The organism is Exiguobacterium sp. s101, from assembly GCF_018617835.1.
GTDB lineage: Bacteria > Bacillota > Bacilli > Exiguobacteriales > Exiguobacteriaceae > Exiguobacterium > Exiguobacterium marinum.
Genome location: NZ_JACSKX010000003.1, coordinates 31330 through 48517, shown reverse-complemented (window position 1 = coordinate 48517; position 17188 = coordinate 31330). Strand labels below are relative to the sequence as shown.

Here is a 17188-nt window from a genome sequence, read left to right as displayed (position 1 = left end):
TCATTCATTGAGGCTCTTTTTTTCGTACATGTATTTGTTAGACCTAGACTGAGATGACCTTTAGAATGAAAGAAGAGGTGATAAAATGAAAGTGTATCCGTTTATTTGGAAATGGTTTATCGTTTGGTATTTCATAGGTTTAGTTTTAGTCGGATTCGATCTCCTTCCTTCGTGGTTAGAGTGGGCGAACCCTGTCTTTTTATGGCTCGCCGGTGCAATTGGAGGCACGATTCTATACAACGGGATCCGACAAGGCGTTTGGATTGTCCCATTTATTTTTTTCGGATCAATCGCAGTCGAGACGATCGGTGTAAAAACCGGATTCCCCTTCAGTGAATACGTGTATGCCGAGGCGTTCGGTCCGACTCTTTTCGGCGTTCCGGTAACCATCGGTGCTGCATGGCTTGCCGTCATCGGTTCAAGTTTTGCCGTGGCACGTCTGTTCACATTCCGCAACAAGACATTATGGCTCGTCCCGATTCTTGCGGTTTGGCTTGATATGGCAATCGACCCGGTTGCTGCAAACGTGAAAGGTTATTGGGAATGGGCAAACGACGGGTTATATTACGATATTCCAACGCAAAACTTTATTGGATGGTTCGGATTGTCTCTCCTCTTTTCATGGTTGCTGCAGCGCCATGAACGAGCAATCGACTCGTTGTTTATCCAACACGGCGTGTACTTGTTCGTCATGCTCCATGCGCTCTTTGGTGTCACAGCCGTCAACGCCGGTCTTTACGGGATTGGGATCCTCAGCGTCTTCACGTCCGGGGTAATGCTACTTGAAAGGAGAAGTCGCAATGATCGAGTCACACAAAAAGAAATGGTTCAATAATCTGTTCTCGACGTTTGTGCGAGAGCGTCAGATTCGCCCGACGTTCCATAATATCTTCATCCGAACAGACGATGTTCCGACTCCAGGGTTATTTTTAAGTACACATAGCGCCTGGTGGGACGGTCTCATCATGTATATGATTAACGAACATTTTTTAAGGCACGACATTCATGTATTGATGGACGAGGATGGACTGCACCGCTTCCCGTTCTTTCGACATCTCGGTGCCTTCTCTGTAAAAAAAGGCAGTTTATCTGATGTGCGAGCATCCCTTGCTTATGCAAACGAATTGCTCACATCCGGAAAATCCGTGTGGATGTTTCCTCAAGGTCGAGAGATGCCACAGGAGCAGCGTCCCGTTGAAATCGAATCCGGAGCGACACTGCTACTGAATGACCGCCCCATTCAGTTATGTGCTATGTATTATTCGTTTGAAAAACATGCTGAACCGATTGTGTACGTCCGCTTTCGGAAGTACGCCGTGACCTCGACGTCGCGGCGATCACAAAAACAAGAAATCGCGCAAGCACTTGAAGGGCTTTATGACGATGTGAGACAAGACGTCATCGTTCGGTCTGATGCCTATATCCCGCTCTTTCGACCACGTCGCAATCTTGCCGAATGGACAGAAGCGATGCTCCGACTTGGGAAAGGACGCTCATGATCTTATGGATTGCCGCCCTCTCGATGCTTCTCTTCACAATTGTCAATCTACTGTTTTTAAGACCACTCGCAAACCCAGGTCGGACACCAGCGACAGCTGTGTGCATTCCGATGCGAAACGAGTCTCGACATGTCGACCGACTCATTTCCAATCTAAAGCAGTCGATACCGGAAGGGACACATGTCTACATATATGAAGATCGCTCCGAAGACGATACATTCGAAAAGTTGACTCTTGCCATTGCGGACGATTCTCGTTTCACGATGATTCATGGTGTTCCCTTACCTAGTGACTGGTCCGGGAAGGTACATGCCTGCCATCAACTAGGAACGCGCACGACCGAACCGTACCTTCTGTTTTTAGATGCGGATGTCACGATCGATCCAAGCTTTATCGCACGTATGCACGCTACGCTCGCCCGCGAACAGGCTGTCTTTTTATCAGGATTCCCTCAATTTCCAACGTCGACATTTCTCGGGAAATTGTTGATTCCGATGCAACATGTTCTCATCGCCCAACATCTGCCTTTGTTTTGGCGTAAAGTGAAACATCCGGCATTTGCGGCAGCAAATGGGATGAACGTACTCGTCGAACGCATCAGTTATGAAGCAGTTGGCGGACATGCTTCGATTCGAACATCGTTGATTGATGATATCGATTTGTGCCGAACGTTCAAACGGCATAAAAAAGTCACATCACTCGTCCAAGTCTCCCCTTTCATCTCCTGCGACATGTATGAGACGAACGAAGAAGTCTGGACCGGGTTTTCAAAAAACGTATTCAAGGGAATGAATGAATCAGTAGGACTCGCCTTGTACTTTACGACGTATTATGGCATCCAGTTGACCGCCATGCTCGCATGGATATTTTCACCAAGTTGGCAAACGGTCAGTGCGGCACTCTTCGTGCTCCTTGCGCGCCTCGCTGTCGATGTGAAGTCAAATGGATCTGGTTCATGGTTACATCCACTCAGTTTAATCGCTTATTTAATCTTACTCGGAAACGCTGTCATCCGAAAATGGAGACGGTTGCCTATCACTTGGAAAGGTCGTCATTATTCTTAAACACACGTCTTAAGGGGGACATATGTATGAAACAGATTATTGTGGTTGGTGCCGGACTAGGCGGACTCAGCGCTGCCGTCACGCTTGCTGCCCGTGGCTATGATGTCACAGTTATTGAAAAAAATGAACATGTCGGTGGAAAACTCATGCCTGTCATCACTGACGGTCACCGGTTTGACTTCGGCCCGAATACGATTACGATGCCGGATGTATTTCGCTCGGTCATCCGAAACAGCGGAGCCAATCCGGATGACTATTTTGAGTTGATCAAACTCGAGCAACATACCGTCAATCATTTTTCAGATGGCTCATCGTTCACTTTTAGTACGGACCGGGCACAACTTGAAGCAGAAGTCCGTCGATTGACCGGTGATCAAATGAAGCAAAATCAAATACACGCTTACTTAGATGAGGCAGAGAAGCTGTTCCAGATCGCGAATGAACGTTTCTTTACGCGGATGGAGACAAAATTAGACCCTGGTCTCTGGGCGGACATGGTCAAAGTACACCCGCTCCAAAGCTTGCATGCCCTCCATAAGAAATACTTTAAAGACCCACGAATCATCCAGTCCCTTGATCGCTATGCAACATATATCGGAAGTAGTCCATACGTGACACCCGGCACCTTCGCTCTCATCTCACATTTAGAGTTGAATGAAGGCGTCTACTTCGCAAAAGGTGGCAACTGGAATATCGCAAAAGGTTTCGCTAAGCGGGCGAGTGAACTCGGGGTAACATTCCGTCTCGGACATGAAGTGACGAAGATTGAGGTGTTGAATGGAAAAGCACATGAGGTCGTCGTCAATGATGAGGAAGTCATCTCTTGTGACGCCGTTCTTCTTAACGGGGAGTTGCTCACTCAATATCCACGACTCGTCGCCGCGAACGACCGCCCTTCCTTCCCGGTCCCGACACGAGACACGGTGGAACCATCAATTTCTGCGTTCGTCTTGATGATCGGGTTATCGAAGCGATTGAATCTTGCCCATCATAACGTCTATTTCGCTGACGACTACGAACGAGAATTTCGGGCACTCTTTCAAGAAGCACGATATGCAGATGAGCCGACCATCTATATATCAAATTCGTCCGCGACCGATCCATACATGGGCGAGGCGGGCGACAATCTGTTCATCCTCGTCAACGCCCCCGCCCACCTGACCGAAATCGATGCCGTTACGTATGAACATCTGATTCGTCGTCGTTTGCGTGAATTCGGTGTGGATTGGAACGATGAGGAGGTCCTCTATCATAAAAGAGTGACGCCCCAAGACTTGACCCGTGATTTTTATGCGTACTATGGCGCACTTTATGGTACATCAGCCAACTCGAAAAAAGGAGCCTTTTTCCGACCAGCTGCTCGGTCGACAGACGTGTCGAACATCTGGTTCGCAGGTGGTTCGACCCATCCAGGAGGCGGTAGCCCGATGGTCACGCTTTCAGGACAATTCGCTGCGCGCTCGATGTTAGAGGACATACCTCTGACAATATGAACATTTTGTGAACGTGAGTTTCGACACTTGTCGACAAGTGAGAGACGTGATAATATCATATTCGAGTTCAAACAGTTTTGTAACGTTTGTTACACCTGTAGCAATCGAATGGCTTCCCCGAGCCAAATCGCGTTTTGAACTTGTCACACCCGAGAAAGTGATGAGCGAGTTTCCCCACTCGTATCCCGTAGTTGAAACAGCTTGCGTATGATGTTCCCCCTTAGTCCATCAAGCATCCTGTTTCAGCGAAGATGTCCCAATGATTCATTCCCCATGAATCCCGGCACATCTTTAGGGCTTCATCACAAATCGATTCATTCATTTCCCCGATGAATGAATCACATAACGCTTACGCCACTTTTGGTCCCCCGCCAAAAGTGGCTTTTTTTTGCGCAAAAAAACTGTAGACGCATGAAGCGCCTACAGCTATCTTGACATCTTATAGTTTTGCTAATAATTTTCCTTTTTGTAAAGTTGATACGTACGCCCGTTTTGTGAAGACATCGTATTGATTTGCCCGCGCTGCATCTAAAATCCCCTCATAGAGAAGAGCTGCCGCCTGCACCGGTTTTCGGCTCGCAAGTGGATACAGATGATGGGTTGCTCGGGCTCGCTCATACAAGGACTCTGCTTGAGTCGCCACCGCCTCCCATAATTTAATAAAGGAAGGTGTCACTTCATGTTGGCGCAATTTCTCTTCACTCACACCGTATTGTCGCATCATCGTACGTGGTAAATAGATTCGATCCCGATTCAAGTCTTCTCCGACATCTCGTAAAATATTCGTTAATTGCATCGCGATACCAAGGTCGATAGCGCCTTGTCTTAACTGAAGTTTTGTCTCAGCGTCTTGATTCGGGACAAGAATCGGGAGAAGCATCAGACCGACTGTACTGGCCGCATAATAACTATATTGTTCGGTCTCTTCGAGTGTCTCATACCGCGACTTATGTAAATCCCATTTCATGCCTTCTGCCAACTCGAAGAAAGGGTCGACGTCCATCTCATAGCGCTTCCATACATCTCGAAGGGCGACCCATAACGCTTCATTTTGATCGTAATCGGCTAAAAAACGGTCGAAATCATGCAAAAATGCTGCCAAACTCTCTTCTGGACGGTCTGATTCATCGACCGCATCGTCGAGTGTCCGACAGAATGTGTAAACAGCCATGACCGCCTGCCGATCTGGTTTTGAGAGCAAAGAGAAGGCCCGATAAAAAGTCAACGAGCCCTTCTTCATGATTTCCTCACATTGACGATACGCTTCTTGTGTCGTCACGATGTATTGCCCCCATTTCTTCTTCCATTTTTTTCACGAGTAATTGTGACCCAATCATGACAATCGGTACACCGCCACACGGATGGACGGATGCCCCCACCGCATAGAGACGCTCGATTTTCGAAAATGGTCTCGCCTGTGGTTTGAAGGCGGCTGACTGAGATAACTTTGGTGCAATCCCAAAGCTTCCTCCTTCAAACAAGCCGAATCGCTCGGCATCCATTGGCGTACGAACTTTCATCTCGATGACTCGTTCACGAAAATCAGGCAACAGTACTTCGATTCGTCCTACTAGATGATCGATTGTTCCTTGGGCTTCAATATCTTCACGTTCTAATTTACGTGGAACCGGGACGAGGACATACAACACACTCGTTCCATCCGGAGCCAGTGTTTCATCCATGCGAGATGGATTGAACGTATACATTGCCGGATACTCACTTAGTTTACCATCCTCAAAGATGGTTCGCATCGATCCCTCGAAATCATTCGGTAAATCAAATTGATGAATTGGCAAATCAAGTTCACCTTTGACAGTGAAGTAGAGGAGTAACGTACCACTTGATGGTTCATACGCTTTCGGTGTCACCCCGTCAACGAGCCGCTCCATGAGCGGGAAATCACCGTTCACGATGACTGCATCATAAGGGACATATTCGTCATTGACCGTGACGCCGTTCGCCACCCCGTCCGTGACGTGCACACGATTGACAGTAGCGTTCATGACGAAGCGAACACCTCGCCGTTTTAATTCATTCTCCATTGTCGTTACGAGCGAGAAATATCCTCCTTTTACGTACCAGACCCCTTCTTCCTGTTCACGATAAGGGATGAGTCCATATAAAGAAGGAGTCGCATAAGGGTTCCCACCGATATAAAGGGTTTGTAAACTATAGGCGACACGTAAGCGTTCATCTTCAAAGTAACGTTTCATGTTCCCATGGGCCGACTCATATGCTTTTAACCGCATGAGGAGGAGTAACAGTTTAGGTTCGAACAACTCTGTTTTTGATGCGTAGCTACGATCTAAAAACGTATTGAACCCAATTTGATACTCTTCTTTCTTTTGAGACATATAACGACGGAACGCATCTCCCTCACCGAAAGTTCGTTCGATTTCATCAGCCTGACGCTCGATATCTCGATACTTGTAAAATGACGTACCATCTTGATAGCGCAAACGGTAGAGTGGGTCGACTTCAAGCAATTCCACTTCATCCTCAGATAAACCCGCTTCGATTAATTGTTGTTTTAATTTACTCGGTAACAAGACGATCGTCGGACCTTCGTCGACTTTCGCCCCATTTTCAAATTCAACGTAATTCAGTCGTCCACCGACACGCGCTTCTTTTTCGTAAATCATGATATGAAGCGATGGATTTCGTTTCGTCAACAACAGAGCGGCGTAGAGTGACCCAACCCCGGCCCCCACAAAACTGATGTTCATCGGCCGACACCTGCCCGCTCACGTAATAGATTCGTCGTGATTCGTGCCGATTCAAAGATTGTCGGAAGTCCGCTTCCAGGGTGAGTTCCACCCCCGACAAGCCATACGTTGTCGAGCTCTTCGAATTGGTTATGCGGGCGAAAATACATCATTTGCGATAAATTATGTCCTAGATTGAACGTTGCTCCTTCGTACACTCCAAACGTTTCCCAATCCTCTGGGGTCAGCGTTTCCATCACCTCGATGTGCTGACGAATATGACAATAAGGCGAACGCGTTTCAAGAGCGTCTAGTACACGTTCTGTCATCGTCGTTTGCAATTCTTTCCATGGTAGACCGGATAAGTTGTTCGGTACCGGTACGAGGACGTAGAGCGAGGATTTACCTGTAGGCGCAAGTGTCGGGTCGATACGTGAGGCATTCTGTACATAAAACGAAAAATCCTCACTCAACTTCAACTCTTTTGTCATCTCTTTGACGTTCATTTCATAATCGTCCGCAAAATGAATCGAATGGTGTGCTACGTCCTCATATACGTGATCGAGTCCAAGATAAAGCATAAATGTCGAGCACGAGTAACGTTTCTTCTTCAATTGAGTCGGACTCCACTTCGACAACTTGCCTTCCGGAACCAAAGAAGTCATCGCATGTGCAAAATCAGCACCGATCACGACTTCGTCGAACGCATAATGGACGCTTCCTGACACGAGACCTGTCACTTTCTTGTCGTCGATGAGAAGACGTTCCACCGGTTCGCCTAAACGAATGACTCCACCCTCTTCTTCAATCACGTTTGCCATCGCGTGACAAAGCTGATTCACTCCTCCAATCGGATGATGAACTCCATACGCATGCTCCATGTAAGATAAGATTGAAAAGCCACCTGGGCATTCCCAAGCAGACATACCTAAATATTTCGCTTGAAACGTGAACGCATATTTCAATTCTTCGCTCGTAAAGTACTCAGACAGGACATCATAAAGTGATTTACCAATGGAGAGAAAAGGAAGCGCCTTGAGCACTCGTAACGATACGTAGTCGGTCAATTTGTCGTGAGCGGTTTGCAAGACAGGCATCAACTTAGATAATTTAATCGCCTGTTCGCTCATGAAACGTTCGTATCCTTCCCCATTTCCAGGAAACTGCTCTTCAATCGCTTGATGCATTTGATCGCGGTCTGTTGTCATTGAGAGATGACGCGTCCCGCGGTCGAAATACAAATCGTACATCGGTTCAAGTCGTTTCATCTCGACATAGTCATGTAAATCACGTCCAGTTTCTTCGAATATCTCTTCTAAAATATACGGCATATTTAAAAAAGTAGGTCCACGGTCAAACGTAAACTCGCCTACTTGAAGGCGCGATGTTCTTCCACCTACAAACGATTGCTTCTCAAATACAGTGACATCGACCCCACGATGCGCTAATAGCATCGCAGCGGCCAAACCACCAGGTCCTGCTCCAATAACGGCAACTCTTTGTTTCGACACACTCAACAACTCCCTATGTGAATAGTCTCTTATGCTTCTCTATCATTATAGAAATGACTGGAGACAAGTTCAATTTTGAATCGGTTGATTGAGTAAATTTGCGCTTCCTCGCTCGGCGATAACGATATACCAAGAGCCTTCTGGGATGAATGGGATAAACCGAATCTGTTCAAACCCTACTTCTTGCATCTGTTGACGCAATTTTGGGATTGTCGGAAGAGGATACAAATTTTCATGAAGCGTCATGAACGCATTGAACGCGGATGCGAAACGACCACCAAGAGCCGTCTCAGCAAGTGGCGTCACGAGGACAGCAACACCATTTTGATCCAATCGCTCCCTTAGTCGATCTAACAACTGAATCCGCTCCTCCGGTGAAAAGTAATAGAGCATATTGTTCATCATGACCGCATCGAACTGCTCTTCAGTTTTCCAATTCATGAAGTCAGCAACTTCGAAGTGAATATCATCACTCTCATCGCGCGATTTTGCTTCTTCAATAACATCCTCCTCTAAATCAATCCCCGTCAGTTCCCAACTCGGTTCGAGAGATTGTAATTTACGTAAATAGCCCCCGTGACCACAACCGATATCGAGCATTGATTGGACATTCGCTTGTCGTAATAACTGTTGCACAATTGGGAAAGCGACTGTTTCGACAAGCGTCGACGTCTTCGCGACAACTTGACCATGCTCGGCTCCATCGAACGTTTTCTGTTTACCTGACTCTAAAAAATCAGGATAGGCAATCAAGGCTGGGATATGGAGTTCCATCATCTCCTGTAACATAAACCCGATGCTACGTTCATCGGTACCGGATAATTGATATTTTAATCCCCGGGTCGGATAATAACGCCATCCCTTTTTCTTCAAATGGCGTACGGCGACCCCTACCTCTAACCAACGTTCTAACGCAAGTTGGGTCAATGGGCGTTTGAGTCGCAGGTTCATTTCAGCCATACTCGCCCCACCTTGCAGGGCATCGAATAATTCGAACTTATAGCCGATGTAACCGTGCCAGAGTGGTAAAAATGATTCCGTTTGCTTCATCCATTTTCGAGCATGTAAAACACGTGTCCATTCCATTAATTGTTGATCCATCGTTTCACCTCATCGTCATGATTACTGTTTTTTTATTTTCCCCTAATAATTTGTCTACAAACAAAAAATTCCCACTTCGGTATACGAAGTGGGAAAGTCTTATTGAATGAAACTGTTAAAGAATGATTGTCCGTATGGCAACGCGTAACCGATAAAAATCGTTGCGAGTGCAAACACGACAAATCCGCCGAACAAAGCGTTCGATGGTTTTTTCTTTTTGACTTTGACGAGCGTCATTTCACCGAAAATCAACGCCAGTAATCCAACCGTGATTTTCACATGATAGAACGTACCGCCTCCGTTCAATTGAAGGTAAAGATAAAGTCCTGTTCCAAACGCGATGAGTAACATGAGTCGAAACGCCATATGTGCGATTTTTCCACTCTTGTTGCCGTTCTTATAGCCGATGTAGGCCACGGCAAACAAAATAAGTAACAAAATCCAGCTCGTGACGTGCGTGTGCAAGAATGCAATTAGTGGCATTCAAGTGCCCCCCTTTATGATGTTTGTTCAGTCTTCATTGTACACGAATCATCTCATGAATGGTCAAGCGAACGCTTTAATCAAAAAAATGAGTCACCCATCCGAAAGGATGACTCATTTCATTATACTGGTGTCGTCTCCGCCTCTTGGACGGCAAACTCATAACTTGGAATTTCGACGATGAACGTCGAGCCTTTATGTTGAATCGATTCCACATGGATTTGACCGTTATGGCCTCGAACGATTTCCTGGCAAATTGGTAACCCAAGTCCAGTACCGCCGATTTCCCGACTGTCGGAATTATCGACACGATAAAACTTATCAAATAATCGGTCGAGCGCGTCGCTCGGAATTCCGATTCCTTCATCCATCACTTTGATAGACACGATTTGTTCATGATGCACAAGCTCCACTGTGATCTTTCCTCCACGCGGAGAATACTTCACGGCGTTCGACAACAGGTTACTCATCAATTGTTTAAATTTTTGACAATCGACAAACAATTCGTATGGCTGCAAATCATCAGCAATCAACTCAAATTTATGTTTCAGAGAAGAGGCTTCATAAAATGTCAGCATGTCTCGAACGACCGGCTTAATGTCGAGTTGCTCCCGGTCATACATTTGACTACCGGATTCCATACGTTGCACATCGAGGAAGTCGTTGACAAGATGCGTCAGGCGTTCCGTCTCAGCATGGATGGTTTCCAAGTATTTTGCTTGCTTTTCATTTGGCAGTTGCTTCTTCACCATCAATTCCGTGAATCCATAGATGGATGAGAGCGGTGTCCGTAATTCATGAGAAATGGTTGAGATAAACTCACTCTTCAATCGCTCGGCCTCTGTCTCGCTCGTAATATCCCGGAATACGAGAAGCGTCCCTTTCGAAAGCCCTCCGACGATGATTCGTTCCGCATACATTTGCAAGTTCATTTCGCCTTTGCGAATCGAGAAGCTTACACTGTCATGCGGGAAGTCTTCAGTAAACAATCGGTTTGTATATTTCATGAAGTCTTCTGCCTGGTCGACGGTCTCGACAAGACGATGGCGCCATTCTTCCCATGATTCTTCCTCAAGGTCGAGCGAGCTGACCTCACTTAATTCAGGGAACATCTCATAAAGTGGTCGGTTGACGAATACATCATCGGTCGCATGTTCGATATAGACGACCGCTTCCCGAATCGAGTCAAGGATACGTTCCGTCTTCCCTTTTTCGCGCTTCATCTCTTCAAATAGACGCATCCGTAAAAGCGAAAGCGAGAGTTGACGGGCGAATGACATGATGTCGCCCATCTGTGTTTGGGTGAACCGATCTTTATAGCGGACAAGATAAATGAACGCGATAATCGAATCGTCAGTCGGGTCATTGACGGGTACCGCAGTCTCAAACATGTAATACGGATACGGCAGTGGGTGATCACTTGCAACTTGTTTCGACGAATGAACCGTCGTCTTCAAGTTCATCGCACGTGTCAGCACCGAGTTCTCGCTGTCGAGCAACTGGCGAGTCAACGTCTCATTCAAACCATGGCTCGTCACTTTAAAGTTTTCAGCTTCATCAACGAAGACGAGCGCACCAACCTCTGAATCGGTGATTGTCACAAGTTTTTCGATAATCTCAGGATAAGCAGTGAGCGAGTCACGTGACGCAAGCGTCTCCGTCAACTCATTTCGATATGCAAGATGTTGTTCATTTTGTTGTGTCTGTTCTAAAATTTCTTCTAACTCCTGTTGTTGTGCCTGCAGTTCTTCTTGTTGCGCAATCAACTCTTCCTGTTGCGCTTGTAACTCGTGGTTCTTTTCAATCAAATGACGTTCATTGTCACGAAGTGTCTCGGCCATCTTATGGAACGAACGAGACATCGTACCAATCTCATCTTCCCGTTTCATTTGATCGCTTAAGTCAACAATTTCACCCTTCAACAAGCGGTTTGAGGCGTTTGAGAGTCGTGAAATTAAACGTGTTTGACGACGGAGGAACGGTTGGACAAACAATAAAATCAATGCGGCAAAGGAGGCGATGCTCATCATCCACAAGAATTGAAGAATGTTATTGTTTTGATGCCATTCTGCGTAGACGGTCTCTTTTTCAGATGCCATCAGGTCTCGATAGTTCTCAAGAGACGATTCGACTTCATCGATTGGTCCTAAGATGTCGATGCCTCGGTCAGGATTAAATTGAACGAGTCCTTGCTCAATCAAACGCTGTGCCGTCGGGAGTTCGGCAATGGTTTTTGCATCAATAAACGTTTCAGTGATTTCACCATCTTGTTGTGCTTGTGCGTATTCGTAAGTCACTGGGATGACGACGTCATAATAAAAGTTATGGAACTGTTGAAGGTCCTCTGCGAACAGTTGACCCTGACGACTCTGCACTTGTGTCTTGAACCAATTGATTTCTTGTTGGAACTTCGCCTCGTTCGCGCTCGCGCGTTCGAGCGTTTCAGTATCGCCAAATAAGAGATAGCCACGCGTATCATACTGATCGGCTTGCCACTCGTCCCAAAGTACCGTCAGACGGTTGACGCGCTCGTCGACCTGACGCAGTTTGGCCTCATTCGCCTCTAGTCGGTTCTCGATATAGACATATGTCAACACCGAACCTACCAACGCGATAACGAGGAACGAATAGAGGACGACCATGATGTCACGTCCGAGTTTTTGTTTAAACCACCTTTTCAATTCACGATGCCTCCTATGATTTTGACAAGTTCAAGTGGGCTGAACGGTTTTGAAATGAAGTAGTCGACGCCAATCTCATTCGCGCAATCACGGTCAGATTGTTGGCTTTTCGCTGTCAACATCATCACTTTCGTATGCTGTCGCCCCGGTAACTTTCTTACTTTTTCAATAACTTCAAGCCCAGTCATACCGGGCATCATATGGTCCACAATGACCAAATCATATTCATTTTTTTCAATCAATCGATAGGCTTCTAGTCCATCCTGCGCCTCGTCGATTTCATACCCTTCATCTTCTAATGTATCCATTACGAGCATTCGTAGTACTTCTTCGTCTTCTGCAAGCAAGATTTTAACCATAATCGTTCCTCCATTTTTTATCCCATTTATCTATTTTAACGGATTTGTAATTGTTACACAAAATAAAAAGACGTACGAAACATATCTTCGTACGTCTTTTACCGAATCACCTGACCGTAAAACCTATATTCTGTTTATACGACCTCTTTTTCAGCAAACTGACTGTTGTAAAGATTTTCATAAAATCCGCCTGCTTCTAGTAATGACTCATGCGTTCCTTGTTCAATGACACGACCTTGGTCCATGACCAAAATTAAATCAGCGTCTTTAATCGTCGACAACCGATGTGCGATGACAAAACTCGTTCGGCCGTCCATCAACCGTTTCATCGCCTGTTGAATCAAAATCTCGGTGCGCGTGTCTACACTTGATGTTGCTTCGTCCAAAATCATAATAGGTGGGTTCGAAAGTACCGCTCGCGCGATGGTCAGTAATTGTTTTTGTCCTTGTGAGATGTTATTCGCTTCCTCATTTAAGACTGTGTCATATCCATCCGGCAACGTCCGAATGAATGAATCGGCATGTGCCGTCTTCGCTGCATTCACAACTTCCATCTCTGTCGCACCCGTTTTACCGTAAGCGATATTGTCACGGATTGTCCCGTTGAAGAGCCACGTGTCTTGCAATACCATGCCAAACGTATGTCGCAAATCGTGCCGCGACATTTGTCGTGAGTCTTTCCCATCGATTAATATTTCGCCTCCATTCAATTCATAGAAGCGCATGAGTAGATTGATGAGCGTCGTTTTTCCGGCGCCCGTCGGCCCGACGATGGCCACTGTTTGTCCCGTCAACACATCGAGGTTCATATCTTGAATGAGCAGGTCCTCCCCATATCCGAAGTCGACATGACGGAACGTAACATTTCCTTCCGCGCGTTCTAAGCGGTAAGTCGTCACATCCTTCACTTCTTCCTCTTCATCCAATAGTTCAAATACGCGTTCCGCAGCAGCGACCGTCGACTGGACGATATTTGCGATGTTCGCCGTTTGAGTGATCGGTTGAGTGAACTGTCTCGTATATGTGATAAACGCCTGGATATCCCCAATCGAGATAGTGCGTTGTGTCACGAGAATCCCGCCAACGACACTAATCAACACATAGCTGATGTTCCCGATGAACATCGTCATCGGCATGATGATTCCGGAGATGAATTGCGCTTTTCGTCCGGCATCATAGAGTTCCTCATTCACTTCTTCGAATTCACGAACAGCCGTCTCTTCTCGACCGAACGCCTTGACGACGGCGTGTCCAGTGTACATTTCCTCTACATGACCGTTCAATCGTCCAAGATTTCGCTGTTGATCCGAAAAATATTGTTGCGATCGTTTTAAAATAGGTCGAATCGCAAAGATAGTGAGCGGTAAAGACACAAGGGAGATGACCGTCAAAAGCGGACTGATCGACAACATCATAATTAAAATCCCAATGATGGTGACAATCGATGTAATAAATGACGTCACACTTTGTTGAAGCGTGCTCCCAATCAAGTCAATATCGTTCGTGACACGACTAAGTGTCTCCCCATTCGAGCGTCCATCATAATATTTGAGTGGCAGTCTTTCTAGTTTTTTATTGACGTCTTCCCGCAAATCATACACTGTTTTTTGGGCCACACCAGACATCAAATATTGTTGAACGTAGTTGAACAGACTGCTGATGACATAGAGACCAGCGAGTAAGGACAAAATTTGTCCGATTCGTGTAAAGTCAATCTCTGCATCAGGTACCCCCGTGAATTTTGCATAGGCACCCTCAAACAGTTCTGTGATGGCGATCCCCATAATTTTCGGACCCGCAATCATAAAAATCGTACTCAATATCGCAGCGATGAATACAGCTATCAGTGTATTTCGACGTGGTTTCAAATAAGCAAGAAGGCGATGGAACGTGACTTTGAACGCCTTCGGTTTCTCTCCCATCATCATCATATTTCCACCGCCCGGACCTCCTGGCCCTCCGTGACCACCATGAGTTTGTCGTGTATTTCCTTGTTTCTCACTCATGCGATCTCCTCCTCAGACAATTGCGACTTCACGATTTCTTGATAGACCGCATTATTCGCAAACAATTCTTCATGTGTCCCAATCCCGGCTACTTTACCTTCTTCTAGCACAATAATCCGATCAGCATCTATGATGGTGCTAACGCGTTGCGCGACAATCAATACTGTCGCGGTTCTTGTTTCATCTTTCAATGCTTTTCGCAATGCGGCGTCCGTTTTGTAGTCAAGTGCCGAAAAGCTGTCATCGAATACGTATAAATCCGGTTTTCGAACGAGCGCACGCGCAATCGAGAGGCGTTGTTTTTGTCCACCCGACACGTTCGACCCACCTTGCTCAATCATCGACTCATAACGGTCTGGCATCTTCTCGATAAAGTCACTCGCCTGTGAAATCGAGGCCGCATGTATGACTTCTTCAGCTGTCGCATCGGCTTTTCCGTATCGAATGTTCTCTGCAATCGTTCCAGTGAACAGAAGCGCTTTTTGTGGGACGAACCCGATTTTCGAGCGAAGGTCTTCTTGGGAAACGGATTGAACATCCACACCGTTCACAAGGATATGACCTGACGTCACGTCATAAAACCGTGGAATCAAGTTGACGAGCGTCGACTTCCCAGACCCTGTCCCACCAATCACCGCTGTGACTTCTCCCGGATTTGCTGAAAAACTCACATCGGATAGCGCTGGTTCTTCAGCGCCCGGATAAAAGAACGTGACATGGTCAAAGACGAGCGTGCCTTGTTCAACGTCCGCAGTCATCGTTCCGTCATCAACTAGTGACGGTTTCATCTCGAGCACTTCGTTGATCCGGTTCGCAGACACCGATGCACGCGGAATCATAATAAACATGACAGACGCCATGACGAGTGCAAACATGATTTGCATCACGTATTGAATGAACGCCATTAAATCCCCGATTTGCATGGCCCCATTGTCAATCCGGATGCCACCGAACCATATGACACCGACGACCGTCAAGTTCATCACAAGCATCATAATAGGCATAAGGAACGCCATGATCTGGTTTACTTTGATTGACACATCTGTCAATTGTTCATTCGCTTCTGTCATGCGGACTTGCTCTTCTTTTTCACGATTGAATGCCCGAATGACACGAATACCCGTTAGATTTTCTCGAAGGACGAGATTTAAGCGATCCAATCGCTTCTGCACTTTCTTAAATAGCGGCATGGCCTTCCAAAAAATCAAGAAAATTGAGATGACGAGCACTGGCATAGCTGCCACAATCACAAGGGACAATTTCGCATCTTTTGAAGTAGCCATAATTAATCCACCGACAAACATGATTGGCGCACTTACAACCATCCGAAGCATCATGATGATCACTTGTTGTACTTGTGTGATATCGTTCGTCGTCCGAGTGATCAATGAGGCCGTTCCGACGCGATCGAACTCTTCAAGAGAGAATCGCTCAACATGATTAAAGACGCGTCTCCGTAAGTCACGACCAAATCCCATCGCTGCTTTCGATGAATAAAAACTGGCCACGACGGCTGCGATGGCTCCAAGTCCCGTCACACCTAGCATGATACCTCCCATTTGCCAAATATATCCTGTATCGCCCTTCACGACCCCATTATCAATGATGTCTGCCATTAACGTTGGTAAAAATAAATCTGCCAACGATTGCGCGAACACAAACAACAAGACCATCAGAACGGCCCACTTATAACTAATGAGACGTTTCAACAACTTAATCATGACGGCATCCTCCTTCACATTCTGTGAACCCTTCATTTAACCCATCTGCAATCTGTTGATGGGCTTCAATCATATGATGATACGTACCTTCATTTAGACGAGATAAGATTTGATTCAATTGTTGCTCGGCCCCTTCTTCTTGTTGCTCAATATCCTCAATCAAACGTTTGCCCGATGTATCAATCGTCAACACGACCTCCCGACGATTGTCGGGATTGATGTCCCGACGAATCAGTCCTTTCTCCACGAGACCATCGAGCGATTGACTCAACGTGCTCTTTGGCATCTTTGTCCGTTGAACTAGTTCCTTTTGCGAAATCGCTCCCTGTTCATTTAACATCATCAGTCCATGAAGTTGAGGTAGGGTGAGGTCATTTTGTTGTGCCGTTTGATGCATCAAACGAATTAAAACACGCTGTACACGCCAAAAGGATTGCATCATTTCCCGTGCCCGCATTGTATTCGTCTCGGTCATACTCGTTCACTCCTTTATCGTTCCGTTTCGAATTGTTCTATTCGGAACAATTACTTATATAAAATAAATTACTCCTCACGTGCTGGATTG

General features: G+C 46.2%; 14 protein-coding genes. 4 read left to right on the top strand and 10 right to left on the bottom strand.

The features are described from left to right. The first annotated feature begins 85 nt into the window (after positions 1-85). The 4 genes from KNO76_RS03765 to KNO76_RS03750 are packed head-to-tail and all read left to right on the top strand — an operon-like array spanning position 86 to position 4056. The gene (locus tag KNO76_RS03765) at positions 86-835 is read left to right on the top strand and encodes a carotenoid biosynthesis protein (protein WP_214882711.1); all 750 of its coding nucleotides are present in this window, start codon (positions 86-88) and stop codon (positions 833-835) included. Then, positions 801-1499 (top strand): lysophospholipid acyltransferase family protein, encoded by a 699-nt coding sequence (locus KNO76_RS03760; protein ID WP_214882708.1) that lies wholly within the window; start codon positions 801-803, stop codon positions 1497-1499. The genes KNO76_RS03765 and KNO76_RS03760 overlap by 35 nt, the downstream gene beginning before the upstream one ends. Continuing rightward, positions 1496-2563, top strand: a complete 1068-nt coding sequence (locus KNO76_RS03755) for a glycosyltransferase family 2 protein (protein ID WP_214882705.1) — start codon at positions 1496-1498, stop codon at positions 2561-2563. Before KNO76_RS03760 ends, KNO76_RS03755 begins: the two co-directional genes overlap by 4 nt. A gap of 26 nt (positions 2564-2589) precedes the next feature. Beyond that, a complete protein-coding gene (locus KNO76_RS03750) occupies positions 2590-4056 on the top strand; it encodes a phytoene desaturase family protein (protein ID WP_214882701.1) in 1467 nt (488 codons plus the stop codon). Positions 4057-4495: 439 nt separating this feature from the next. Here the strand turns inward: KNO76_RS03750 and KNO76_RS03745 are convergent, their stop codons facing one another. From KNO76_RS03745 to KNO76_RS03700, 10 genes are all read right to left on the bottom strand, one after another. After that, entirely contained in the window at positions 4496-5335 is an 840-nt protein-coding gene (locus KNO76_RS03745; RefSeq protein WP_214882698.1) for a phytoene/squalene synthase family protein, read from the bottom strand. After that, complete coding sequence (locus tag KNO76_RS03740; protein WP_214882695.1) at positions 5304-6782, bottom strand: phytoene desaturase family protein; 1479 nt, start codon at positions 6780-6782, stop codon at positions 5304-5306. The genes KNO76_RS03745 and KNO76_RS03740 overlap by 32 nt, the downstream gene beginning before the upstream one ends. Beyond that, on the bottom strand, positions 6779-8272 hold the full coding sequence (locus KNO76_RS03735) for a phytoene desaturase family protein (protein ID WP_214882691.1): 1494 nt from the start codon (positions 8270-8272) through the stop codon (positions 6779-6781). Before KNO76_RS03735 ends, KNO76_RS03740 begins: the two co-directional genes overlap by 4 nt. Positions 8273-8341: 69 nt before the next feature. Continuing rightward, a complete protein-coding gene (locus tag KNO76_RS03730; protein ID WP_214882689.1) occupies positions 8342-9373 on the bottom strand; it encodes a class I SAM-dependent methyltransferase in 1032 nt (343 codons plus the stop codon). 99 nt (positions 9374-9472) lie between these two features. Next, positions 9473-9856 carry a YisL family protein gene (locus KNO76_RS03725; RefSeq protein ID WP_026826643.1) on the bottom strand — a complete coding sequence of 128 codons (384 nt, stop codon included), beginning with the start codon at positions 9854-9856 and terminating at the stop codon, positions 9473-9475. Between the two features lie 122 nt (positions 9857-9978). After that, positions 9979-12537 (bottom strand): sensor histidine kinase, encoded by a 2559-nt coding sequence (locus KNO76_RS03720; RefSeq protein WP_214882687.1) that lies wholly within the window; start codon positions 12535-12537, stop codon positions 9979-9981. Continuing rightward, entirely contained in the window at positions 12534-12896 is a 363-nt protein-coding gene (locus tag KNO76_RS03715; protein ID WP_026826645.1) for a response regulator, read from the bottom strand. Before KNO76_RS03715 ends, KNO76_RS03720 begins: the two co-directional genes overlap by 4 nt. A 134-nt stretch (positions 12897-13030) precedes the next feature. Next, positions 13031-14902: an ABC transporter ATP-binding protein gene (locus KNO76_RS03710; RefSeq protein ID WP_026826646.1), complete on the bottom strand. Its 1872-nt coding sequence runs from the start codon at positions 14900-14902 to the stop codon at positions 13031-13033. Then, positions 14899-16623 carry an ABC transporter ATP-binding protein gene (locus KNO76_RS03705; RefSeq protein WP_214882685.1) on the bottom strand — a complete coding sequence of 575 codons (1725 nt, stop codon included), beginning with the start codon at positions 16621-16623 and terminating at the stop codon, positions 14899-14901. Before KNO76_RS03705 ends, KNO76_RS03710 begins: the two co-directional genes overlap by 4 nt. Next, on the bottom strand, positions 16616-17098 hold the full coding sequence (locus KNO76_RS03700; protein ID WP_214882683.1) for a MarR family winged helix-turn-helix transcriptional regulator: 483 nt from the start codon (positions 17096-17098) through the stop codon (positions 16616-16618). Before KNO76_RS03700 ends, KNO76_RS03705 begins: the two co-directional genes overlap by 8 nt. Between the last annotated feature and the right edge of the window lie 90 nt (positions 17099-17188).